Raw genomic sequence first — 22,945 nt, forward strand, 5'->3', positions numbered from 1 at the left:
CCGCAACCGCGCGCGTCACCCCTTCTGGGTGGCGATCCAGCGCTGGATCTTGTCCTGCAGGATATCCAGCGGCACCGAGCCGTCCTTGAGCACTTCGGTGTGGAAGGCGCGCACATCGAAGCGTGGGCCCAGCTCGCGCTGCGCCTGCTCGCGCAATTGCGCAATCTTCATCTCGCCCACCTTGTACGCCAGCGCCTGGCCGGGAATGGCCATGTAGCGGTCCACCTCGGCTTCGGCATCGGCGCGGCTCATGGCGGAGTTGTCCACCATGTAGTCGATGGCCTGGCTCCGCGTCCAGCCCTTGCTGTGCAGGCCGGTATCGGTGACCAGGCGAATCGAGCGCCACAACGCGTTCTGCAGATAGCCGTAGTAGTTGTACGGGTCATCATACAGCCCCAGCTCGCGGCCAAGCGATTCGGCATACAGGCCCCAGCCTTCGATGTAGGCCGTCTCGCCGCCCAGGCGGCGGAACTTGGGCAGGTCGGTCAGCTGCTGCTGCAAGCCCAGCTGGTAGTGGTGGCCGGGCACCGCCTCGTGCAGGTACAGGCTCTCGGCCTCCCAGGTCTTGCGCGAAGGCAGGTCCGAAGTGTTGACGTAGAAGATGCCCGGCGTGCTGCCGTCGCCGCTGGGGCGCATGTACGAGCCGCTGGCGGCCGATTGCGCACGCTGCGGTTCCACCGCACGGACTTCCAGCGCCGGCATGCCCTGGGTGTTGAACAGCCGCGGCACCGCCAGCTGCACGCGGCCCTGCAGGCTGCGGTACGTGCCCAGCAACTCGGTGTCGCTGCGGAAGCCAAAGCGCCGGTCGGTCTGCATGAACTTGTAGAACTTGGGCAGGTTGCCGCGGAACTTGACCTGTTTGGCCAATGCCTGGATTTCGCCCTGCAGGCGAGCGACCTCATCCAGGCCGATCTGATGCACCTGCTCCGGGGTCAGGTCCGTGGTGGTGCTCTGGCGTACGTCGTAGGCGTACCACGCCGCGCCGTTCGGCAAGGCGGCCAGACCATCGCTGTCGCGGCAGGCGGGCAGGTATTCGGTGGCGATGAAGCCGCGCAACGCGCGGTAGGCCGGCATGATGCGCACTTCGATCATGCGCTTGTACTCGGCAGTGATGCGCTGCTTGTCGGCCTCGGGCATGTCGGCCGGCAGGTTGCGCACCGGCCCCCAGAACAGGCTGTCTTCGGCATTGCGCGCGATGATCGCGTCCAGCTGCGGCAGCACCTTCTGCATCAGCACCTTGGGCTGCACCACGCCGGCCTGCATGCCGGCCCGCATGTTGGCGATGGCCTGCTCGAACAGGTCGGGAATGCCGAGCGCACGCCGCGACCAATTGTCGTAATCCTTGACCGTCTTGAACGGCTGGGCGCCGGTGCCCGAGCCCAGCACCACCGCAATGCTGGCGATGTTGTAGAACTGGTTGATCGGCAGCATCCAGCTGGGAAACTGCTCGGCCGCCAGCGCGCTGCGCGCATCGCGCACGAAGATCTGGTAACTGAGCAGGTCCTGCCCACTCAGCCCGTCGGGCCCCAGCGCCTCGGCCTTGCCCAGCCACAGCACGGTGAAGTCGTGCGACTGCTGGCGGAACGCCGGCGACAGGAAGTTCGGTAGCTGGTCGTTATAGCGGCTCTCGCCCTGGAAGGTGGCCTGCAGCGGGTTGAGCTTGAGCGAGGCGTCCCAGTACTGGTCGTACAGCAGGTTGAGCTGCTGCGCCTTGGTCAGCACCACTGGCGCTGCAACCGCGCGTGGCCTGGCCGTGGCAGCCTTGCTGCCCTTGCCCCTGGTGTTTTTGGCTGCCGGCTTGGCGGTCTTCTTGCCTTTGCTCGCCTTCGCGCGCGTTTGCGTGGTCTGTGCCTTGGCGGTCTTCTTCTTGGCCGCATCGGCCGGCGCCGCCAGCGACAGGCTCACGAGGGCGGCCATGGCCAGGGACAGCAGGCGGGAAAAGCTGAGGGGCATTACCGGCTCCGGAAACAAGCGAGCGGGGAGCTTGCCCGATCCGCACGGTTACGGCCACCCATTGGGGGCATACCGCCTATCGGCAATTCATGCGGCGCATGGGCACGGTGCTGCGCCCGCGCGATGTGGTGCGCTGCGACATGCCCAGCGAGGCGGCGTGCAGCCACAGCGCTTGGTAGGCGGGCGCGGGGCGCCGCGATCAGGACCACCGTCGACCAGGTGCTGCCACCGCAGCCATTGCGGCGCGATGACCTGGCCGGGAGGGAAGCCCGGCTCAGTCGGCAGCGGCTTCTTCGCGCAGCTGCTCGGCGCGCTCGGCGCCCAGGTACGCCGTGATGCCGCGGCGTGCCAGATACAGCAGCGGGATCAGCAACACCGCAAAGCCCATCTTGTAGATGTAGTTGAGCGTGCTTACCGCCAGGAACTGGTCGATCGACCAATGCTGCGGGCCGAGCACGAAGGCGATGTAGATCACCACGAAGCTGTCCACCACCTGCGAGACCGCAGTGGAGCCGGTGGCGCGCAGCCACACGTGTTTTTCGCCGGTGACGCGGCGGATGCGGTGAAACACCGAGACATCGATCAACTGGCTGAACAGGAAGGCCGCCAGCGAGCCGCCGATGGTCCACAGCCCTTGCCCGAACACTGCCGCGAATGCGGCCTGGTAATCGGGCACCCCCTGGCTCTGCGCCGCCGTGACCCACCAGCCAGCCGGCGCCAGCGCGATGGCCGCGAATGCGAACACGAAGCCGTAGCCGATCAGCGCCACTGCCACCCACGAGATGAAACGCACCCCGCGGCTGCCGAAGAACTCGTTGATGGTGTCGGTCATGATGAACACGATCGGCCACAGCAAGGTGCCGGCGGTGAAGCTGAGCGAGCCGCGCTGGCCGAACAGATTCCAGTTCAACGGCGCAATGCCGAGCGTGTCTTCCAGCGCGAAGATCTTGACGCCGATGAACTCGGCCAGCGCCGCATTGACGCAGAAGAAGGCCGCCAGCGCGATGAACAGGCGTACCGCACGATCGTCGAGGGTGCGCACATGGGGCATGGTGTCAGCGATCCGCAGTCCGGGTGAAGGGAACCGATTCGGGCGCCACCGCGCCACCGGAAATGATGAAGCTCATCGCCTGATCCACGCTCCAGTCGGTGGGCGTGAGCAGCTCCACCGGCACGATTTCCAGGTAGCCGGAGGTGGGATTGGGCGTGGTGGGCACGTAGACTGCGGCCAGCTCGCGGCCGGTGCCCTGTTCCTTGATCACGCGGGTGACCAGGCCCACCGACTTCATGTCGCGATGTGGGAAATCGATCAGCACCACGCGCTGGGTGCTGCCGGGCTGGGTCTGCAAGATGTCCAGCAACTTGCGCGCGCTGTCGTAGACCACGCTGGCCAGCGGAATGCGCCGCATGATGGCCTCGAACCAGCGCATCAAGCGCTGGCCGATCACGCGCCGGCTCAGGATCCCGACGAACAGGATGACTGCCACGGTGGCGATCAGGGCGATGGTGTTCTGCACCCACAGCGCCTTGAACCAGCCCAGATAATCGGGAAACGACGCAGCGATGCGTTCGGACAACGGCACCACCCACGGGCTGCTGATGCCCGAAAGCAGCGAGAAGACGAACTTCACCACCACCCAGGTCAACCAGACCGGCAGCAAGGTGAGCAACCCGGTCAGAAAGACCCGTTGCAGGGAAGGGCGGACGTGGGGAGTGGGGGATTCGGACATCGGCATAGTGTAGGCATTCGGCCACGTTCGGTGGGGCTGGGGCCGGGGTTTGGCAGCAGGCATTCGCCATTGGCAAAAGTGTTTCGCGTGCCCCAAGCCGGCGCAATCCCATGATTCCGGTACCCACATCGCCACAGACGTGGCGGCACCCGTCGCCCAGCCGCAACGGGCAACCGGTGCAGCCTCCAGTCGTTGGGGAAACATGCCGCGCAGGGGCGGATGAGGGGGCGGCGTCTGCCAGCGCCCGGATTCTTTCGACGACTGACTGGCACCATCGCCCATCGCTGGCGCGGTGTGGTTCCAGCACGCGGTGTCGTTGCCCACTGTTGCGCAGGTCGCCAGACACGCGGCTGCCGATGGTCTGCGGCCCGAAAGAACGCAGTGCGTCTGTGCCCGTCGCAGGCCTGCGCCGATGGCACTAAGATGCGCAGCTCCCAGGGATGGATCTTTCGCACGTGTTCGCCAAATTTCTCAAAGCCGCCTTGCTCGGTGTCTGCATCCTGATCGCAGCAGTGCTGGCGCTGTATATGGTCTCCAGGCATTGGCCGATTCCCGAATCGCAGCATCAGGCGTTGGCGCAGCTGCGCCAGCCGCTGCCGCCGTTGCGCGGGAGCAACATGTTCGGGGCGCTGTGGTCGCTGTCGTACGCGATTCCGGAGGCGCAGCGCGAGACAGTGCTGGCCCAGGACGTCGCGCGATTCAATCGGCTGCCGGAGCAGGCGGCATTTCAAAGCGCCGCTGCAGGCTATCGGCGCTTGCCAGGCTGGCCGTCCGGCGCGCCTGCGCTGTGCATGGCTAGCGCTGGCGGATGCTTGCAGCGCGTGCGCGAACAACCGCAGGCCTATGCCGCGGCGCTGGCCGCACAGGCACCGATGCTCGCGCGGATGCGCGCGTTGGCGCAACACGCCGACTACCGTAGCCCGTTCCGTCCACGTGTCGGTACGCCGTTGCCCGAACTGCCGCGCATGACCTTGTCGATGACGGCCAGCGCCTTGGACTTTGTCCAGGGGCGCACCACCCAGGCCTTGTCCGATGTCTGCACCGATGCACAGGTGGCCCGTGTGCTGATGCGCAGTAGCGACAATCTGGCAATCACGATGATCGGCGCGGCGATGCTGCGCGGCAATGCGCACCTGTTTGCCGACATGCTGGCCGAATTGCCGGCGCAGCATCCGCTGCCCGCGCAATGCGCCGCTGCCTTTGCGCCGCTGCCGGTGGAAGAGATCGCGCTGTGTCACGCGTTGCACGGCGAATCGCGGATGGTGTTTGCGCTGCTGCAGGAGGATGCGTTGACGCAAGGCGGCCAATCGTCCTGGCAAGACCGGTTCCCGTTACGGTTGCTGGACTCCCAACGCACCCAGGCCTTGCTGGCGCCCACCTTTACCTGGGCCTGCAGCGCGCCGGTGCGGACCTTGCTGGCACAGGATCAGCCGGTTCCGCAAACGCTGATCCCGTTGCCCCAGACCGCATCGGTGGCCTGCGTCGCCAATGCCACCGGGTGTTTGCTGGCAAGCGTGTCGCATCCGGACTACCTCAACTATCAGCACAAGATGCAGGACACCGCCGCTGCATTGCGCGCGCTGTCGGCACTGCAGTGGTTGCGCGACCATCCTGAGCAGACAACGCCGCTGCCGCAGCGGATCGCCGCGCTACCGCCTGCGTTGCGTGGACAGGTGCGCCCGCTAGGCGCCGGAAACGACGGCAAGAGCCTGACGCTTCGGCAATACGCACGAAGGGAGGGCGTGGCAGGGAACGATCGCTGGCCGTTGCCGGCCAGTGCGATCGCGGCCACCCAGGCAGCCTCATCGGCTCGATAAACAAGACGCTTTCTGCACTGCCAGGCACAGGTCGCAGCGCCGGCGCACGCGGTCTGCGCCTGCATGCGCAATGCGTGTATCCGCAGCGGCTGCCTGCCGCCACCGACGGACAGCCGTCAAAGCGACGATCAGTGCGTCGCTGTGTCCCGCTGCCGGGCGCATGCGCCCTTGTTCGCTGGCATCGGCATCGCCCGCACGCCAAAAAACAACATGCCGCGTCCTTGCGGGACGCGGCATGTGATGATGCCACTGCAGGTCGGGGATGCATGACGCACCCAGCCGCTGTGTCAGAAGCGGAAGTTCAACCAGCCCATCACGAAGGTCGAATCGCCGTAGCCTGCCTTCTCCAGCGCGGGCCCGGCCATCAGATGTTCGGCGCGGAAGGTCACCGACCAGTTCGGGTCGATATTCCAGGTGGCGTTGATGCGCGGCATGGTGCCGATGCGGCGCTCACCGGTGTTCTGGGTGCGTGCATAGGCGCGTGCCTGGTTGTTGTAGATCGCATCGCTGGTGGTCTGGCGCCACAGCGTTTCCCATTCCAGGTTCACGGTGAGCTTGGAGGTCGGGGAGAACGTCAACGTCGGTGCGGCAGTGACCAGGTTCACCGGCCCGAAGAACGTGGCCCAGCTGAAGTAGATCGTGTTGCCGTACAGGAAGTTGTTGTTGCGCAGCGTGCCGGTGCCGGAGGTGCCGCCGCCACCGGAGGCGATTTCGCTATGGAAGCCCAGGCGCGGCTTCCAGCCGGTTTCGCTCAGCGACCAGGCGTTGGACGTACTGGCCATGTAGGCGCGCAGGTCGCGTCCGCCGAAGCTGCCGCGCTGCACGGTCACGAACGAATCGGTGCGCAGCTTGCCCACATTGCCCCATAGGCGCAGGCCGTAGTAATTGCGGTTTTCTTCCGCGGTCTGGCGGCCCCACACCTGGTTGTCGTTGCGGAACTGATAGAAGAACGGCTCCAGGTACATCGGCTTGGCAGTCGCCAAGCGATAGCCACCGACCACGCCGCGGAAGTGCCGCGAGCGGTCGATGCGATCATCGCCGAGGCCTTCGGTGCCATCGATGTTGAAATTGAAATCGAACAGGTCAACACGCGTCCTGTCGCCGATTGCCCAAGCGCGTGCGCCGTTGAAGGTCACGAAGATATCGGTGTTGTCGCGCAGCGCCATCAGCGTGGTCGGGCCATCGACGAACACCTGGCGGCCGACGCGCAGGCCGGTGTCGGCGTTGCCGATACGGCCTTTCACGTCGAAGAACACCTGCTGCAGGATCGCGTTGTTTTCCTGGGTGCCGGTCTTGGTGCCTTCGTTGCGCCCGTCCAGGCTGCCATGCGCCAATTCCGTGTACAGACGGAAGTGCTCGCCCACATGGAAGTCGGCGCCGAAGAAGGCGCGCAGCAGATACTGCTGCTGCGAATGGCTGCCGGGAATCAGGCCCGGATTGGTGATGGTATTGCTGCGCACGCGCAACTCGTTGCTGAGCGACACATATACATCGCCGTCGTCGTTGAGCGGGATGTACTTGAGCGGATCGAACGGACTCTTGCGCTTGGACGGGTCCTTCAGATACGACCAGTCTTCGGCCCAGCGCACCTGCCACATGTTGCCGCCTTGCTTGGCACCCCAACCCTGCGCTTCGAGCGGATAGCCCTTGGCGGTGGCCGGAGCGGCGGTGACCGGCGCTTTCGCCGGCTCGGCAACGGCCTGCTCGGCATTGGTCGGCGCCGGCTGCACCTGCGCCAGGCCAAGACCCGGCAGCGCCAACCCGATCGCAAGGCACAAGCGCCGTGTGGCACCAAAGGAAGTATCAGCCATGGCCGCCTGCGCCAAGCGTGTCGTTTGCATCGTATTCCCCGTCGAAAGTGAAAACCCCTAGGCGAAAGGTATCGGCAGGGGGGACACCGACTGTAGTAAAGCCGTGCCAGAAAGGCAGTAACCCAAAGGTTCTAAGCTCATGAACTCACTGGGTTTGCGCAGGCGGGCGCTAGTGGGGCGGGGATTGGGGATTCGGTATTGCGGATTCGCAACGGCGGCGCTACTGCGACGGGGCTCGCTGCGATGGGGCTCGCTGCGATGACGACAATTGCTCAAACAAGCTAGCGACCACGGCTTTTTTTTTGACCAATCCCCAATGCCGAATCCCCAATCCCCGCCCATGACTACCGGCACATTCACTATAGCTAGGTTCTACATAGCATCACCTTCAACCTAGCGGAGATGGCCGATGAGCGAGCCGGATATCCACCTACGCAAATTTCAGAAGGAACTGAGTGCGGGCACGGTCTCGTTGGCCTTGCTGGCCGTCCTGGCACAGGCCGATACACCGCTGTACGGCTACCTCATCGCCAAGCGGCTCGAGCGTCTGGAGGGCGTGCTCAGCGGCAAGCAGAGCGCCCTGTATCCGGTGCTGCGCAATCTGGAAGGGGCCGGGTTGCTGCACAGCCATGTCGAGCCCTCGGCCTCCGGGCCACCGCGGCGGTATTACCGCATCACCGACAGCGGGCGTGACTGCCTGCGCGACTGGACCGCCGCCTGGCGTGCCACCCGAGATTCCGTTGATTCAGTGCTGGAGGGGACCCACTCATGAAGACAGTTGCACAGGCACACCCGTTGCCGACCACCATTGGCGATTATCTGCTGCAGCTGCGCCAGGCGCTGTCCGGTGCAGATCCGGCAATGATCCAGGACGCGCTTTACGACGCCGAAGAGTATCTGCGTTCGGAACTGGCAGAACAGAAAGGCAAGAGCGAGGCCGAGGTCATTGCCGGCGTGGCCAGCAGCTACGGCGCGCCGGAGGAAGTGGCAGAGATCTACCGCGAAACCGAGGTGACCGTGGCACGCGCACTGCGTTCCCCGGTGCCACCGAGGCGGGCATCGTGGATCGGCACGTTCTTCGGTGTGGCCGCCGACCCCCGCACCTATGGCGCCTTGTTCTACATGCTGCTGTCGCTGCTCACCGGGGTGTTCTATTTCACCTGGGTCGTGACTGGCGCCAGCCTGTCGATCGGGATGTTGATCCTGATCATCGGCGTGCCGCTGCTGGTGTTGTTCTTCGGCTCGGTGCGGGTGTTGTCGCTGGTGGAAGGCCGCGTGGTCGAGACGCTGCTCGGCGTGCGCATGCCGCGTCGCCCGCAATACCCGGGCCTGCAAGGTGGTTGGCTGCAGCGTATCGGCGCGATGTTCACCGATGCGCGGACCTGGAGCACGATGCTGTATTTCCTGCTGATGCTGCCGCTGGGCATTCTGTATTTCACTGTGTTTTGCACGCTGCTGGCGCTGTCGTTGGGCCTGGCCGCTTCACCGATCGCGGTGCTGTTCGACAACCTCGCCGTGCTGACCTGGGATGGCGTGGACATCACCAGCGCCTGGCTGACGCTGCCGTTGTTCGCAGCGGGCGTGCTGTTGTTGTTCGTTACGCTGCACCTGGCGCGCGCGTTCGGCAAGTTGCACGGCATGTTCGCCAAGCACCTGCTGGTCAAGGGCGGAGAAGCGGCCGCGTGATGCGCCTGGCCGAGATGTCAGCGTGCGCAGGGTCGGTGGTGGTGCTCGCTCGCCGGCATCACGTCGTCTCGCGGTTGCACGCAGATCGAAATGAACATCCCCGGCATTGCCGGGGATGTTGTGTGGATCAGGCGCGTTTGCCGCGCTTGCGGATCGGGGTCACGGTGGCCGGGTCGCGGCTACCCACCGGGTCGGCGTCGTAGCGGGCGATGAATTCGCGCACCTGCGGGTACACCACCTCGCGCCAGCGACGGCCGCTGAAGATGCCGTAATGGCCGGCGCCTTCCACCACCAGATGGCGCCGATGCGCCGCATCGATGCCGGTGCACAGATCGTGCACCGCCTCGGTCTGGCCGAGGCCGGCGATGTCGTCCAGCTCGCCTTCGATGCTCAGCAGCGCGGTATTGCGGATCGCCGAGGGCTTGACCAACTGGCCGTCCACCTTCCACTTGCCTTGCGGCAGCAGGAACTCCTGGAACACGACGCGAATGGTGTCCAGGTAATACTCGGCCGGCATGTCGAGCACGGCGTTGTATTCGTCGTAGAACTGCCGGTGCGCTTGCGCATCCTGCAGATCGCCCTTGACCAGATCGGTGTAGAAATCCCAGTGCGACATCACGTGCCGGTTGGGGTTCATCGACAGGAAGCCGGCGTGTTGCAGGAAGCCCGGATACACCTGGCGGCCATGGCCCGGATACGGGAACGGCACGGTGTGGATCAGGTTGTTCTGGAACCACTCGATGCCGTTTTCCGTGGCCAGGTTGTTGACCTGGGTGGGGCTGCGACGCGCATCGATCGGCCCGCCCATCATCACCAGCGAGCGCGGGGTGGGCTCGTCGTTGCTGGCCATCAGCGACACTGCAGCCAGCACCGGCACGGTAGGCTGGCACACGCTCACCACATGCAGGCGCTCGGCGCCGATATGGCGGATGAATTCCTGGATGTAGGTGATGTAGTCCTCGAGCCGGAACGCGCCGGCGTCCAGCGGTACCATGCGCGCGTCCACCCAGTCGGTCACATAGACCTTGTGGTTGCGCAGCAGGGTGCGCACGGTGTCGCGCAGCAACGTGGCGTGGTGGCCGGACAACGGCGCCACCACCAGCACGGCAGGCTGCTCCTTCATCTTGCCGATTAGCTCGACGTGGTCGCTGAAACGCTTGAAGCGCAGCAGCCGGCAGAACGGCTTGCTCAACACTTCGCGTTCGATGATCGGTAGCGAATGGCCATCGACCTCGACATCGTCGAGCGCCCAGGCCGGTTTTTCGTATTCCTTGCCCAGCCGGTGGAACAACTCGTTGCTGGCGGCCATGCGCTCGGCGCCCGGGAGCGAGGCCCACAGGCTGTCCGGGTCGGAAAACATCTTGGCGTTCGCCTGGGCCTGATGTACCCAGGGGGCTAGCAGATTGCGGGTCAGCTCATGCAGTTGATAAAGCATTCCACCCATCCGTGCGGTTTTGCTGCCGCGCAGCATACCGGTTTTGGCGCATTTGCACCTTAATGGGGCTGCGGACCGTTGAGGCTGCCATACGATTGACGGCAAGCGCGAGCGCGTTGATTTGCCGCGGTTTGGTTTGCCGCAAGTGGTGATGCTTTGGACGGCTGCGCGCGCCGAAAGCGCGCGTTCGGCGCAGAACCCTGCGGCCTGCTGGACGAGTCCCTCTCCTGTAGAGGAACACGTGAGGTCGGAGCGCAGCCCAGTGCACTCAAACTTCTTCAGCGCTCGATCTCCACCAGGCTTCGCACGTACCTCGTCCGCCCCTGCGGGGCACCTTCTCCCGGCGGGAAGGAATCAAGCCGCTCAGCCTGCGAGGAAGGCTGCGTGGACTGAAGCCCCTCTCCTGCGGGAGAGGGTTGCGGTAAGGGGGCGCGGCGAAGCCACTCGCCACGCGTGCCGCAACCGGCCAACGTTTTGCTTAGCCGCGTTCCAGTGCAGAGGCCTCATCGGCCAACTGTGGCGACAACCAGCAATGCGAGCCGAGTGCAGCAAACCCCACGCTGGCGAAGCGGCGCCGATACCAGCGCGCCGATCGCGCCTGGAAGCCGTCGTGATCGCCCTCGAACGCATCTTCTTCGGCGAAGGCTTCCAGAAACGCCACGCCTGCGCACATCTCGGCCAACCCCGGCAGGCCCTGGTTGAACTCGCGCGTGGGCACGTAATGCAGCACGTCCGAGCAGATCAGCAGATCCACCGGGGCGCACGGGCGCAGCCAGGCAAAATCGCCGAAGCGGGCAGGGTGGATCTGGCGACTGCGGCCATAGCGCTGCACCGCATAGGCGCTGCTGTCGAAACCCAGATAACTCAGCTTTGGCCGCAATGCCAACAACGGCGCGCGCCATGCGGCTTCGCCGCAGCCGACATCGAGCACGCTGCGGATCGGCCGTTCCAGGTAGTACTCGGCCTGGGCCACGGCGAGTGCGACCTTGCGTCGCAGGCGTGCGGGGTCGGCCAGCCCGGCATCGCGATACCAGCGGCGGAAATAGTGGGCGTCGTACTGTTTGGGGTCGGACTGCTGCATGGGCTTGGCTGCTTTCGCGCGCGCGGATAGGTGAAAATGCGGGCCATCCTACGCGAGCCAGCGGAGCCAGCGCATGACCCTGTATTTGTGGATCAAGACCTTCCACCTGTTGTTCGTAATCGCCTGGATGGCCGCGGTGTTCTACCTGCCGCGCATTCTGGTCAACATCGCCGAAGCCGGCAGCGACACCGCGGTGCGTGCGCGCCTGGTGTTGATGGGGCGGCGGCTCTATGCATTCGGCCACAGCATGCTCGGTCTGGCACTGCTGCTGGGGGCGGTGCTCTGGCAGGGTTATCGGGTCATCCCGGATTTCCCGACGATGGTCGCCGGCGGCTGGCTGCACGCCAAGCTGTTTGCCGTGGCATTGATTCTTGCCCATTACATCGTGTCCGGGCGCTGGGTCAAAGGCGCCGAACAGGGGCGTGCAGTGCCCAGCGGTCGGGCGCTGCGCTGGTTCAACGAAGCACCGGTGATCCTGCTGGTCGGCGTGATCTGGTTGGTGCTGGCCAAGCCGTTCTGAGCGCATTGCCCACCGCATCTGCGTACGCCTGACGGCTCCGGCGCGCCGGTGCCAAGGCTGCTACTGCCGAAAAAATACGGGGCATTCCGGTGTCCCGCCGCGCATGCCTGTGGTGGTTCATGGAGGGACGGCCAGTGACGTGGAGATGTGCGCACCGGGCAAAAGGGCCGATGAATCTTAGGGTCCGCGCGAGCGCGACGACGAATTCATGCGCCTGACGGGTGTTGCTTGAGCAGCATCTCCAGATACCGTTTCTGGGGTCCGGCAAATCCCTTTCTGCCGTATAGCGCGTAAATTTTGCCGAAGGCAGCATAGGCGCGTGCCTCATCCCCGAGCTGCAGCATCGCTTCGCCTTCGGTCATCAGCACAAGATGGTCGGTGTGGTCTGGGTCGTCGTACATCAGTGCCATCACCTGGATCCATCGAAGCACGTTTTCCTGATCGTGCAGGTCGGCGTAATCCTTGACGAAACTTGCAGACAGGCTTTGCGGGTAATAATCCCAGTTCGCCTTGGGTTCGGGGATCAGCGCCCACGCCTGTAATCCCAGGGCGAGCGATTCGGCCAGCGCGCCGCTGCGAAACCGCTGTGTCGATTGCTCCAGCAGACGATCGATCCCGGCTCTCAGACCTGCCTCGATTTCAGGCTTCCTTTGCATGGTGATGGCCTTGATCAGGTTGCCGAGCGATTGGTTGCCGAGCGATGCAATGTGCGTGACCTGCAGCTGCACGGGCGTCGTGTTGGCTGCTCTCAGGCGCCGGTGTCGAGCTCGCGCAGGCCCTTGCGCGCCAGGTCGACCCAGGCGCGTTGCTCGCGTTGGTAATGCTTGGGCGAGGCGGCGGCGTGACGCAGCACCTGTTCGTACACCGCCCTGGCCTGGTCATTGCGTGCGATGCGCTGCAGCAGTTGTGCATAGCGTACGCGTGCTTCTTCGCCCGGATAGCCTTGGGCCAGTGTGTCGTATTCATGCAGCGCAGCCTCGGTATCGCCGCTGCCTTCGACCGCGCGTGCATACAGCAGATGCCCGTCATGCGAACGGAAACTGGGGTTGGCCGCGATCAAGGCATCCAGGGTCTGCCGCGTCTGCTGCGGCTGGCCCAGCCCGAACTGTGCCTTGGCCAGGCCGAGCATCAGGTGCGGGTCATCGCGATAGAGACCGCGCAAGGCGCCCTGGTAATGCTCGGCGGCCTGGGCGTAATCGCCGCGCGCCAGCAAGGTCTCTGCGAGCTGGCGGCGATTTTCCGGTGTGTCGGCCACATCCAGCCGGCGTGAGGCATCGCGCTGTTCGCGTTGCGGGTCCAGGGTGCTGCGCACGCGCTTGAGGCCACGGCGTGCATAGGGGTCGTTGCGCAGATCGGGGATGACCGCCACGCACACATAGACCAGCACCGCCAGCAGCGAAAACGCCAGCAGCAGGAAGATCCAGTACAAGGGCCGCCCGCTGCGCACGACGTGGACGCAGCAGGCGGCTTGCAGCAGCAGTGAGATCAGCAGGAGCGGAGACATGCGGGTGTGGCGTCCTTTCCATGGCCGTGCACTGGACGCGGCAGGCCGTCGTGCGAATCAATGCCCTTCGTAGGCACCGTAGCTGCGCAGGCGCTCGTAGCGCTGCTGCAGCAGCGTTTCCACTGGAATCTTTTCCAGCGCGTCCAGCTCGTTGAGCAGCACGGCTTTCAGGCGTTTGCCCATCTGTTCGGGATTGCGATGCGCACCGCCGGTGGGTTCACGGATCACCTTGTCGACCAGGCCCAGGCCTTTCAGGCGCTTGGCGGTCAGGCCGAGCTGTTCGGCGGCATCCTTGGCCTTGGCCGCGTCCTTCCACAGGATCGAGGCGCAGCCTTCCGGCGAAATCACCGAATAGGTGCCGTATTCCAGCATCAGGGTGCGGTCGCCCACGCCGATCGCCAGCGCGCCACCGGAGCCGCCTTCGCCGATGACGGTGCAGATCACCGGAATCTTCAGCTCGGCCATTTCCAGCAGGTTGCGCGCGATCGCCTCGGACTGGCCGCGCTCCTCGGCACCGATGCCCGGATACGCGCCGGGGGTATCGATGAAGGTCAGCAGCGGCAGGCGGAAGCGTTCGGCCAGCTTCATCAGGCGCAAGGCCTTGCGGTAGCCCTCCGGGCGCGGCATGCCGAAGTTGCGTGCCACCTTGGTCTTGGTGTCGCGGCCCTTCTGGTGGCCGATGATCACCACCGGACGGCCGTCGATACGGCCCAGGCCCCCGACGATGGCCTTGTCGTCGGCATAGGCGCGGTCGCCGGCCAGCTCCTGGAATTCGTCGCAGATGGTGTTGATGTAATCCAGCGTGTACGGGCGCTGCGGGTGGCGCGCCAGCTGCGAGACCTGCCAGGCCGACAGATCGCGGAAGATCTGCGCGGTGCGCACGCGCAGCTTGTCGCGCAGCGCCCGCACTTCGGTCTCCACGTTGACCGCAGGCCCGGTACTGGCCTTGCGCAGTTCCTGGATCTTTGCTTCCAGATCGGCGATGGGTTGCTCGAAGTCGAGGTAGTTAGGATTCATGCAATGGCGTCGTCAACGTAAGGCGGGGAGTGTAGCTGAAGCGCTGCCCTCGGCCCGTACGGGGGCGTTGGGAGCGGAATCGGGAATGGAGAATCGGGAATCAGAGCAAGGTATCCGGCCGCCACGCTTTTGCGATTCCCCATTCCCGATTCCCCATTCTCACGCCCACGGTGGGCTGTACTTGATCTTCACCGTCCGCACCGCAGGGTCGGCGCGCAGGCTGTCCATCAGCTGCTGGTCGATGCGCACCGAATGGGTGCCGTTGAGGTCGAGCATGCCGGCCACCCCGCCGCTGGGGGCGCGCAGCAGCAGGTCCAGGCGCAGGGGGGTCTTGCCGGGGCGGTGCTTGGCCAGCAGTGTGTCGATGCGCTTGAAGGCCTGCTTTTCGCGCAGGTCCAGGCGCAGCGACAGGCGCTGGGCGTGGTCGGCGCAGATCTGCTCGTAGTCCCAGCACTGGCGGATGCGCAGGCTGTAGCCGCCGTTGAATTCGTCCTCGCGCAGACCGCCCTTGACGATCAGGATGCGGTCGCGAGTGAGCAGGTGGCCGAACTCGGCCATCGCATCGGAAAACGCGCTGCATTCCACCCGGCCGCGGCCGTCTTCGAGCTGCACGAACACCTGGCTGTCGCCCTTGCGGCGCACGCCGACCACCTGGCCGGCAAGAATGGCGCTCACCTCCGGGCGCCAGGCGCGTTTTTCGCCGTCGCCGCCACCGCCGCCGCCACGCTGTTGCGAGGCCAGGATCTTTTCCAGCGCGCCCAGGTCGCAGCCGACCAGCTCGCGCACTTCTTCGCGGTGCGGATCGAACGGGTGCCCGCTGAGATAGAAACCCAGCGTTTCGCGCTCGCCGGTGAGCAGCTGGCCCAGCGGCCATTCCTTGCTTTCGGGCAGGTCCAGGCGCATTGCCGGGGCGCTCGGGTCGGGCCCGCCGAACAGCGAGTTCTGGCCCGAGGCGCGCTCACGCGCCATCTGCTCGGTGGCTTTCATCACCTCCGGCAGCTGCAGCATCAGCGAGGCGCGGTTCTTGCCCAGGCCATCCATCGCGCCGGCATTGATCATCGCTTCCAGCGTGCGCCGATTGAGCTTTGCGGTGCCCACGCGCGTGCAGAAATCCAGCAGCGTGGTGTACGGGCCGCCGCGCTGGCGTTCTTCGACGATCGCCTCGCAGGCGCCCTGGCCGACGCCCTTGATCGCGCCCAGGCCGTATTGAATGGTGTCCGGGCTGGCCGCCTCGAACATGTACGCCGACTCGTTGACGCGCGGCGGCTTGACGGTGAGGCCGAGGTTGCGCACCTCATCCAGGAAGCCCACCACCTTGTCGGTGTTGTCCATGTCCGAGGACAGCGTGGCGGCCATGAATTCGGCCGGGTAATGCCGTTTTAGCCAGGCGGTCTGGTAGCTGACCAACGCGTAGGCGGCCGCGTGCGACTTGTTGAAGCCGTAGCCGGCGAACTTCTCCATCAGGTCGAAGATTTCGTCGGCCTTGGCCGCGCTCACCCCGCCCTTGGCCGCACCTTCGCGGAAGATTTCGCGGTGCTTGGCCATTTCGGCCGGCACCTTCTTGCCCATCGCGCGACGCAGCAGGTCGGCGCCGCCCAGCGAGTAGTCGCCGACGATCTGCGCCATCTGCATCACCTGCTCCTGGTACACCATGATGCCGTAGGTGTCTTTCAGGATGACTTCGGTGCGCGGATCGGGGTAGACGATCTCCTGCTGGCCGTGCTTGCGCGCGTTGAAGTCCGGGATCAGGTCCATCGGGCCTGGACGGTACAGCGACACCAGCGCGATCAGGTCTTCGAAGCGGTCCGGGCGCGCGTCCTTGAGAAGGCGGCGCATGCCCGAGGATTCGAACTGGAACACCGCGCCGGTATTGCCCGAGGCGAACACGCCCTTGTAGGTGGGCACGTCGTCGAGCGGGATGGCGGTGATGTCGACCGGGTCGATGCCCGCGCGCGCATGGCGCACGTTGATCGCCTTGACCGCCCAATCGATGATGGTCAGCGTGCGCAGGCCCAGGAAGTCGAACTTCACCAGGCCCACCGCTTCGACGTCGTCCTTGTCGAACTGGGTCACCGGGTTCTTGCCGCGGCCGTCTTCGTCGTGTTCGGCGAACAGCGGGCAGAACTCGGAGAGCGGATCGGGCGCGATCACCACGCCGCCGGCGTGCTTGCCGGCGTTGCGGGTGAGGTCTTCGAGCTGGCGCGCCAGATCCATCAGGTCGCGCACGTCGTCTTCGACCTGGTAGCGCTGGATCAGGTCCGGCGAGGCCATCTCCGAGTCCTTGCCTTCGCCCATCGCGTCCTTGAGCGTGATGCCCAGGATGTTGGGGATCAGCTTGGCCACGCTGTCGACCAGCCCATACGAAAAGCCCAGCACGCGCCCGGCATCGCGTACCACGGCCTTGGCGGCCATGGTGCCGTAGGTGATGATCTGGCTGACGCGTTCGCGGCCGTATTTGCGCGCCACGTAGTCGATGACTTCGTCGCGCCGGTCCATGCAGAAGTCGATGTCGAAGTCGGGCATCGACACGCGCTCAGGATTCAAGAAGCGCTCGAACAGCAGGTTGTACGGCAGCGGGTCCAGGTCGGTGATCTGCAGCGCCCAGGCTACCAGCGAGCCGGCACCGGAACCGCGCCCCGGGCCGATCGGAATGCCCTGGTTCTTGCCCCACTGGATGAAGTCGGCCACGATCAGGAAGTAGCCGGGGAAGCCCATCTTGATGATGGTGTCCAGCTCGAATTCGAGCCGGTCCACATAGTCCTGGCGGGTCTTGCCTGGCGCGATCGGGTTCTTTTCCAGGCGTGCGGCCAGACCCTGTCGCGACTGGCTGCGGATCCAGCTATCCAGGGTCTCGTCTTCCGGCACCGGGTAGGCGGGCAGGAAGTAGGTACCCAGGCGCATCTCGATGTTGCAGCGCTGCGCCAGCGCATGGGTGTTGTCGATGGCGTCGGGGATGTCGGCGAACAGCGCCGCCATCTCCTCGCTGGATTTCATGTACTGCTGGTCGCTGTACTCGCGCGGGCGCTTGGGGTCGTCCAGCACGCGGCCGGAGGAAATGCACACGCGCGCTTCGTGCGCATTGAAGTCGCTGGCGTACAAAAAACGCACGTCGTTGCTGGCCACCACCGGCAGCCCGCGCACGCCGGCGGCGTGCAGCGCGAACTGGTTGAAGCGTTCCTCGCCCTCGCGCCCGGTGCGGGTGAGCTCCAGGTGCAGGCCATCGCCGAACACGCGCTGCCAGTCGGCCAGCTGCTGCTCGGCAAGGTCCGCGCGGCCCTCGTTGAACAGGCGCCCGGCCAGGCTGTCGCGGCCGGCCAACGCAAACAGGTTGGCGTGCCCGGCCTGCAGCCATTCGGGATGGATCGCCACGCCGCCTTCGGGGCGGTGGCCTTCCATCCAGGCGCGGGTGAGCAGCCGCGACAGGCTCAGGTAGCCGTCGCGGTCGCGGCACAGCAGGGTCATGCGCCAGGGCGTCATGTCCGGCGTGGCGATCATCACATCGGCGCCGGCGATCGGCTTGATGCCAACCCCTTCGGCGGCCTTGTAGAACTTGACCAGCGCGAACAGGTTGTTGAGGTCGGTGACTGCCAGCGCGGGCATGTCGAGTTCGACTGCCCGGCTCAGCAGGTTGGCCTGCTTGGCCTTTTTCGGGTCAGCCTGATCCGGTTTCTCGGGCACACGGATGGTGGAATCCGCCAGCGAGAACTCGGTGTGGACGTGCAGATGGACGAAGCGGGAAGTGGACATGCGGGACCGGAATAATGCGCGGTCAGGGTACCGGCGGGGGCGGGGGCGAACAAGGCTTGACAGCAGGGGGCCGGACCCGGGACCGGGGACCTGGAAAGGCGGGCAATCGCTTGCTGCGCCGGCACTGCACAGGCATCGGAGGCCTGCAGGACCGATTACGCGTGGAATGATGTGTGTCCGGAGCCACCGCGCACGTCATGCAATGTGCGGCTGTTCAGGCGCCGACGCGCAAGCGGACAGGCCGATGCCGACCCTGGCGTGTCCTACAACGACGCGACCAGTTGCCCGACCTGCAGCTGTTCCGGGGCATGGGTCGCGGGGCCCGGTTCACGGCCTTCCAGCGCCAGGCGCACCGGCGCAAAGCTGCGCCGATGCTGCGGACATGGCCCGTGGGTTTGCAACGCGGCCAGATGCACCGGCGTGCTGTAGCCCTTGTGTTGATCGAAGCGGTATTCCGGGTGCCGCATGTGCAGTTCGTGCATCAGCCGGTCGCGGGTCACCTTGGCCACGATCGAGGCGGCCATGATGGCGCGGTCCAGCGCGTCGCCGCCGATCAATGCCTCGGCCGGGCAGGGCAGGCCCTTGGGCACGCGGTTGCCGTCGATGCGCGCGAACCCGGCCACATGCGCCACGCCTTCCACCGCCCGCCGCATGCCGAGCATGGTCGCCTGGTAGATATTGATGCGGTCGATCTCTTCGCTGTCGATCAACACCACCGACCACGCCAGCGCCCGATCGACGATGCGCGCATACAGCTGCTCGCGCCGCTCGGCCGTGAGCTGCTTGGAATCGTCCAGCCCATTGATGCGCGGTTTGCCGGGATCGAACACCACGGCCGCGACGGCCACCGGCCCGGCCAATGGGCCGCGGCCAGCTTCGTCGACGCCGGCGACCAGGTGGGAGTCGTGAATGGGGAATGGGGAATCGTGGAAAAGCCCGTCCTGCGTCGTCGGAACGACAACCGCGCCATTGGAGGTAGAGCGCCTCATGCGCCGGCTCCTGCCGATTCCCGATTCTCCATTCCCGATTCCCGCTGCGACAGCAGCTCAGCCACCGCATCCGCTGCCCGCGCCGACGCATCACGGCGCAACTGCGCATGCAGGGCCAGGTAGCGCGGTTGCAGGGCGGCGACCTTGTCGGGGTGTTTGAACCAGTCCAGCAGTGCCACGCACAGTCGCTCGGGGGTGCAGTCGTCCTGCATCAGTTCCGGCGCCAGGTCGTCATTGGCCAGGATATTGGGCAGGGCGTAGCGGTTGACCTTGAGCAGGCCCAGCAGCTTGACGATGCGGTAGGTGACCGGGGCGACCTTGTAGCCCACCACCATCGGGCGGTTGACCAGCATGGCTTCCAGCGTGGCGGTGCCGGAGGCCAGCAGCACCACGTCGGCGGCCAGCATGGCGGTGCGCGCCTGGCCGTCGAGCAGGTGCGAGCGCATCACCGGCAGCGACGAGCGTGAGAGCTGCTCGGCCAGCAGTTGCTTGCAGCCCGGATTGGCGGCCGGTACCAGCACGTGCAGGTTGGGCAGGTGCTCGGACACCAGCCAGGCGGCCTGGAAAAAGGTGTCGCCGAGCCGGCTGATTTCGCCGTGCCGGCTGCCCGGCAACACTGCCAGGACGGTGCTGGAGGCGGACAGGCCCAGCGTTGCGCGCGCCGCTGCGCGGTCGGCCTGGTAGGCGATATCGTCGGCCATCGGATGGCCGACAAAGCGCGCGTCCACGCCATGCTTGGCATAGATCGGCGGTTCCATCGGAAACAGGCACAGCACCAGATCGGCGCTGACCCCGATTTTTTCGGCACGTTTCTCGCGCCACGCCCACACCGACGGGCTGACGTAGTGCACGGTCTTGATCCCGCGCTGCTTGAGCCAGCGTTCCACCGGCAGATTGAAATCCGGCGCGTCGATGCCGATGAACACGTCCGGCTTCCACGCCAGCACCCGCTCGCGGAACGCACTGCGCAGCTTGAGCAGGCGCGGCAGATGGCGCAGCACTTCGGTCAGGCCCATCACCGCCAGCTCGCTGGCATCGAACCAGGTCTGGCAACCGACCCCACGCATCGCATCGCCACCGATGCCCACGAATTCGGCATTCGGATAGCGCAGCCGCAGCTGCTCGATCAGCCCGGCTCCGAGGATGTCGCCAGAGGCCTCGCCAGCGATCAGGGCGATGCGGGGAGGGCGCGCATGCGCGCCGGGAATGGGGAGTGGGGAATGGGGAATCGGCAGAGCCGTCGGTTCGCTGCCGACTGACGCGCCGTTGCGCTGACCGTCCACGATTCCCGACTCCCGATTCCCGATTCTCTTCATCGCAACAACGGCCGTTCTGCCGCTTCGATGAACTCGAGCATTCCGCGCACATCCTCGCTGCTCTCGGCCTGCTCGGCCAGCTGCGCCTTGGCATCGGCCAGCGGCAGGCCGGCCACGTACAGCGTGCGGTAGGCGCGCTTGATCGCGGTGATGCGTTCGGCGTCGAAACCGCGACGCTTGAGCCCCTCGCTATTGATGCCGCGTGGCCGCCCCAGCGAGTCGCTGCCCACCATGGTGAACGGCGGGACGTCGCCGTTGGTCAGCGCGCCCATGCCCAGGAAGGCGTGCGCGCCGATGCGGCAAAACTGATGCGCGCCGGCAAAGCCGCTGATGATCACGTAGTCGCCAACGGTGACGTGGCCGGCCAAGGTGGTGTTGTTGGAAAACACGCAGTGGTTGCCCACCTGGCAGTCGTGCGCCACGTGCGTGTAGGCCAGCATCCAGTTGTCGTTGCCGACCACGGTGATGCCGCCGCCGCCGCCGGTGCCGCGATTGATGGTGACGAACTCGCGGATCACGTTGCCGTCGCCGATCACCAGTTCGGTGCGCTCGCCGGCGTACTTCTTGTCCTGCGGTTCGCCGCCGATCGCGGCGTGGCCGATGAAGCGGTTGTTGCGACCGATCCGGGTCGGGCCGTGGATCGAGCAATGTGGCCCCACCTCGGTGCCCGCCCCGATCTGCACATCGGCGCCGATCAGCGAAAAGGCGCCGACGCGGACGTCGTCTGCCAGCGTTGCCGATGGATCGATGACCGCCGTGGGATGAATCAAAGGTGTTGAATCGCGCATCGTGTCTTACTCCGAAAGCGGGTGATTACCTGGCGCCGGCGCACATCACCTCGGCACTGGCCACCACTTCGCCATCGACCTTGGCTTCGCCATAGAAGCATCCCACGTTGCGGATCAGGCGCTTCATCTGCACCTCCATGATCAACACGTCACCCGGGACCACCTGCTTGTTGAAGCGGGCCTTGTCCACCTTGACCATATAGAACAGCTGCGACAAGGCATCGCGGCCCAGGCCGAGCTGGGTCATTACCCCGCCGACCTGCGCCAGCGCCTCGATGATCAGCACGCCAGGCATCACCGGACGGTTCGGAAAATGGCCCTGGAAAAACGGCTCGTTGATGCTGACGTTCTTCTGCGCCACGATCCACTTGGTTTCCAGATCGAGTTCGAGGATGCGGTCGACCAGCAGAAACGGGTAACGGTGCGGGAGCAGCGTCTGGATCTGACTGACGTCGATCGGCAGTTCGTAAACGTGGTGGCTCATTCTTTCTCCTTGCCCACAGCCAGGATGCGCCTCGCGAGCACATCAAGCTGCTTGAAGCGCGCGGCGTTTTTGCGCCACGTGCGATTGTCGGTGAGAGGGGTGCCGGACGAATACTCGCCCGGCTCATGGATGGAATTACGCACGACAGACTTGCCGGTGATCACCACCTTGTCGCAGATCTCCAGGTGGCCGACCACGCCGACATGCCCGCCAAGCAGGCAATAACGGCCGATCTTGGCGCTGCCGGCAATGCCGGTGCAGCCGGCAATCGCACTGTGCGCGCCGATGCGGCAGTTGTGCGCGATCTGCACCAGGTTGTCCACGCGCACGTCTTCTTCCAGCACGGTGTCTTCCAGCGCGCCGCGGTCGATGCAGGTGTTGGCGCCGATTTCGCAATCGTCGCCAATCACCACACCCCCGAGCTGGGGCACCTTGATCCAGTGCCCGGCATCCATGGCCAGGCCGAAGCCATCGGCGCCGATCACCGCACCGGGGTGGATGCGCACGCGCTTGCCCAACCGCACGCGGGTGACCAGGGTGACGCGCGCCAGCAACTCGCTGCCCTCGTCCACCACGCAGTCTTCGCCGATGATGCTGCCGGTGCCGATCACGCAGCCATCGCCCACGCGACTGCGCGCGCCGATGCTGACGAAGGGGCCGACGTGGGCGGTGGCCGAGACCTGGGCGGTCGGATCGATCACCGCAGAGGCATGGATGCCCGGTTCGCGCACCGGTGCCACATCGAACAGTGCGGCGATCTTGGCGAATGCGGTATACGGGTCCTTGGCGACCAGCGCGGTGCCTTTGGCGGCGTCGGCATCGTCGGCACGCAGCACCACGACCGCGGCCTGGGTGTCGGCCAGTTGCGGACGATAGCGCGGGTTGGACAGGAAGCTCAGCTGGCCTGCGCCTGCGTGGGCCAGGGTGGCGGCGCCGCTGACTTCGGTGGTGCCGTCACCGACGACGGTCAACCCGAATTGTTCGGCAATCGCACTGGCGGTCAATCGCATCAGGGTAAACCTCGCGTAAACGGTAAGTGACTGGTTTAACAGTGAGAAAACATCGCC

Annotated in this window: 19 protein-coding genes; 4 read left to right on the forward strand and 15 right to left on the reverse strand. The window is 65.5% G+C overall.

Translation table 11 applies throughout. The features are described 5' to 3' along the window. Nucleotides 1-15: 15 nt before the first annotated feature. The 3 genes from FLG15_RS06845 to FLG15_RS06855 all read right to left on the reverse strand — a co-directional run bounded on the left by FLG15_RS06845 (nt 16) and on the right by FLG15_RS06855 (nt 3,683). Nucleotides 16-1,953, reverse strand: a complete 1,938-nt coding sequence (locus FLG15_RS06845; protein WP_057679318.1) for a DUF885 domain-containing protein — start codon at nt 1,951-1,953, stop codon at nt 16-18. Between the two features lie 274 nt (nt 1,954-2,227). Then, nucleotides 2,228-3,004, reverse strand: a complete 777-nt coding sequence (locus FLG15_RS06850; RefSeq protein ID WP_057679319.1) for a queuosine precursor transporter — start codon at nt 3,002-3,004, stop codon at nt 2,228-2,230. Between the two features lie 4 nt (nt 3,005-3,008). After that, the gene (locus tag FLG15_RS06855) at nt 3,009-3,683 is read right to left on the reverse strand and encodes a DUF502 domain-containing protein (RefSeq protein WP_150145734.1); all 675 of its coding nucleotides are present in this window, start codon (nt 3,681-3,683) and stop codon (nt 3,009-3,011) included. Nucleotides 3,684-4,123: 440 nt separating this feature from the next. On the opposite strand from FLG15_RS06855, the gene FLG15_RS06860 reads away from it, so the two are divergent. Next, a complete protein-coding gene (locus FLG15_RS06860; RefSeq protein WP_057679320.1) occupies nt 4,124-5,500 on the forward strand; it encodes a hypothetical protein in 1,377 nt (458 codons plus the stop codon). Nucleotides 5,501-5,787: 287 nt separating this feature from the next. On the opposite strand, the gene FLG15_RS06865 is transcribed toward FLG15_RS06860, so the two are convergent. After that, nucleotides 5,788-7,341 (reverse strand): alginate export family protein, encoded by a 1,554-nt coding sequence (locus FLG15_RS06865; protein WP_057679321.1) that lies wholly within the window; start codon nt 7,339-7,341, stop codon nt 5,788-5,790. A 379-nt stretch (nt 7,342-7,720) separates the two neighbouring features. Between FLG15_RS06865 and FLG15_RS06870 the strand changes: the two genes are divergently transcribed. Both FLG15_RS06870 and FLG15_RS06875 read left to right on the forward strand, forming a co-directional pair. Further along, entirely contained in the window at nt 7,721-8,083 is a 363-nt protein-coding gene (locus tag FLG15_RS06870; RefSeq protein WP_057662021.1) for a PadR family transcriptional regulator, read from the forward strand. Continuing rightward, nucleotides 8,080-8,997, forward strand: coding sequence for a sensor domain-containing protein (locus FLG15_RS06875; RefSeq protein WP_150145736.1), 918 nt, complete (start codon nt 8,080-8,082; stop codon nt 8,995-8,997). The genes FLG15_RS06870 and FLG15_RS06875 overlap by 4 nt, the downstream gene beginning before the upstream one ends. Before the next feature lie 127 nt (nt 8,998-9,124). Here FLG15_RS06875 and FLG15_RS06880 read toward each other — a convergent pair whose 3' ends face one another. After that, a complete protein-coding gene (locus FLG15_RS06880) occupies nt 9,125-10,468 on the reverse strand; it encodes a polyhydroxyalkanoate depolymerase (RefSeq protein WP_017155677.1) in 1,344 nt (447 codons plus the stop codon). A 442-nt stretch (nt 10,469-10,910) separates the two neighbouring features. After that, the gene (locus FLG15_RS06885; protein WP_057662016.1) at nt 10,911-11,513 is read right to left on the reverse strand and encodes a methyltransferase; all 603 of its coding nucleotides are present in this window, start codon (nt 11,511-11,513) and stop codon (nt 10,911-10,913) included. Between the two features lie 73 nt (nt 11,514-11,586). Here FLG15_RS06885 and FLG15_RS06890 point away from each other — a divergent pair, with 73 nt between their 5' ends. Beyond that, complete coding sequence (locus FLG15_RS06890; RefSeq protein ID WP_017155679.1) at nt 11,587-12,033, forward strand: HemJ family protein; 447 nt, start codon at nt 11,587-11,589, stop codon at nt 12,031-12,033. Nucleotides 12,034-12,239: 206 nt separating this feature from the next. Here FLG15_RS06890 and FLG15_RS06895 read toward each other — a convergent pair whose 3' ends face one another. The 9 genes from FLG15_RS06895 to lpxD form a co-directional block, all read right to left on the reverse strand. Continuing rightward, nucleotides 12,240-12,761: a hypothetical protein gene (locus FLG15_RS06895; protein ID WP_057679322.1), complete on the reverse strand. Its 522-nt coding sequence runs from the start codon at nt 12,759-12,761 to the stop codon at nt 12,240-12,242. A 20-nt stretch (nt 12,762-12,781) separates the two neighbouring features. Next, entirely contained in the window at nt 12,782-13,537 is a 756-nt protein-coding gene (locus FLG15_RS06900) for a tetratricopeptide repeat protein (protein WP_057679323.1), read from the reverse strand. A gap of 57 nt (nt 13,538-13,594) precedes the next feature. Continuing rightward, nucleotides 13,595-14,554: an acetyl-CoA carboxylase carboxyltransferase subunit alpha gene (locus tag FLG15_RS06905; RefSeq protein ID WP_047693638.1), complete on the reverse strand. Its 960-nt coding sequence runs from the start codon at nt 14,552-14,554 to the stop codon at nt 13,595-13,597. 159 nt (nt 14,555-14,713) lie between these two features. Further along, entirely contained in the window at nt 14,714-18,301 is a 3,588-nt protein-coding gene (gene dnaE / locus FLG15_RS06910) for a DNA polymerase III subunit alpha (protein WP_057686990.1), read from the reverse strand. Between the two features lie 263 nt (nt 18,302-18,564). Further along, entirely contained in the window at nt 18,565-19,290 is a 726-nt protein-coding gene (rnhB, locus tag FLG15_RS06915) for a ribonuclease HII (RefSeq protein WP_150145738.1), read from the reverse strand. After that, on the reverse strand, nt 19,287-20,573 hold the full coding sequence (lpxB, locus tag FLG15_RS06920; protein WP_057679655.1) for a lipid-A-disaccharide synthase: 1,287 nt from the start codon (nt 20,571-20,573) through the stop codon (nt 19,287-19,289). The genes rnhB and lpxB overlap by 4 nt, the downstream gene beginning before the upstream one ends. Before the next feature lie 29 nt (nt 20,574-20,602). Then, on the reverse strand, nt 20,603-21,394 hold the full coding sequence (gene lpxA / locus FLG15_RS06925) for an acyl-ACP--UDP-N-acetylglucosamine O-acyltransferase (RefSeq protein WP_017155686.1): 792 nt from the start codon (nt 21,392-21,394) through the stop codon (nt 20,603-20,605). Nucleotides 21,395-21,419: 25 nt separating this feature from the next. Continuing rightward, nucleotides 21,420-21,878 carry a 3-hydroxyacyl-ACP dehydratase FabZ gene (gene fabZ / locus FLG15_RS06930; RefSeq protein ID WP_003485378.1) on the reverse strand — a complete coding sequence of 153 codons (459 nt, stop codon included), beginning with the start codon at nt 21,876-21,878 and terminating at the stop codon, nt 21,420-21,422. Next, a complete protein-coding gene (lpxD, locus tag FLG15_RS06935; protein ID WP_057679654.1) occupies nt 21,875-22,888 on the reverse strand; it encodes a UDP-3-O-(3-hydroxymyristoyl)glucosamine N-acyltransferase in 1,014 nt (337 codons plus the stop codon). The genes fabZ and lpxD overlap by 4 nt, the downstream gene beginning before the upstream one ends. Nucleotides 22,889-22,945: the final 57 nt, after the last annotated feature.

The sequence above is a fragment of the Xanthomonas phaseoli pv. dieffenbachiae genome (assembly GCF_008639345.1).
Lineage (GTDB): Bacteria > Pseudomonadota > Gammaproteobacteria > Xanthomonadales > Xanthomonadaceae > Xanthomonas > Xanthomonas phaseoli.

Excerpts from the sequence above, each read along its gene's own strand:
- FLG15_RS06845 (WP_057679318.1), bottom strand. The coding sequence starts at position 1,953 with ATGCCCCTCAGCTTTTCCCGCCTGCTGTCCCTGGCCATGGCCGCCCTC.
- FLG15_RS06850 (WP_057679319.1), bottom strand. The coding sequence starts at position 3,004 with ATGCCCCATGTGCGCACCCTCGACGATCGTGCGGTACGCCTGTTCATC.
- FLG15_RS06855 (WP_150145734.1), bottom strand. The coding sequence starts at position 3,683 with ATGTCCGAATCCCCCACTCCCCACGTCCGCCCTTCCCTGCAACGGGTC.
- FLG15_RS06860 (WP_057679320.1), top strand. The coding sequence starts at position 4,124 with ATGGATCTTTCGCACGTGTTCGCCAAATTTCTCAAAGCCGCCTTGCTC.
- FLG15_RS06865 (WP_057679321.1), bottom strand. The coding sequence starts at position 7,341 with ATGCAAACGACACGCTTGGCGCAGGCGGCCATGGCTGATACTTCCTTT.
- FLG15_RS06870 (WP_057662021.1), top strand. The coding sequence starts at position 7,721 with ATGAGCGAGCCGGATATCCACCTACGCAAATTTCAGAAGGAACTGAGT.
- FLG15_RS06875 (WP_150145736.1), top strand. The coding sequence starts at position 8,080 with ATGAAGACAGTTGCACAGGCACACCCGTTGCCGACCACCATTGGCGAT.
- FLG15_RS06880 (WP_017155677.1), bottom strand. The coding sequence starts at position 10,468 with ATGCTGCGCGGCAGCAAAACCGCACGGATGGGTGGAATGCTTTATCAA.
- FLG15_RS06885 (WP_057662016.1), bottom strand. The coding sequence starts at position 11,513 with ATGCAGCAGTCCGACCCCAAACAGTACGACGCCCACTATTTCCGCCGC.
- FLG15_RS06890 (WP_017155679.1), top strand. The coding sequence starts at position 11,587 with ATGACCCTGTATTTGTGGATCAAGACCTTCCACCTGTTGTTCGTAATC.
- FLG15_RS06900 (WP_057679323.1), bottom strand. The coding sequence starts at position 13,537 with ATGTCTCCGCTCCTGCTGATCTCACTGCTGCTGCAAGCCGCCTGCTGC.
- FLG15_RS06905 (WP_047693638.1), bottom strand. The coding sequence starts at position 14,554 with ATGAATCCTAACTACCTCGACTTCGAGCAACCCATCGCCGATCTGGAA.
- dnaE (WP_057686990.1), bottom strand. The coding sequence starts at position 18,301 with ATGTCCACTTCCCGCTTCGTCCATCTGCACGTCCACACCGAGTTCTCG.
- rnhB (WP_150145738.1), bottom strand. The coding sequence starts at position 19,290 with ATGAGGCGCTCTACCTCCAATGGCGCGGTTGTCGTTCCGACGACGCAG.
- lpxA (WP_017155686.1), bottom strand. The coding sequence starts at position 21,394 with ATGCGCGATTCAACACCTTTGATTCATCCCACGGCGGTCATCGATCCA.
- fabZ (WP_003485378.1), bottom strand. The coding sequence starts at position 21,878 with ATGAGCCACCACGTTTACGAACTGCCGATCGACGTCAGTCAGATCCAG.
- lpxD (WP_057679654.1), bottom strand. The coding sequence starts at position 22,888 with ATGCGATTGACCGCCAGTGCGATTGCCGAACAATTCGGGTTGACCGTC.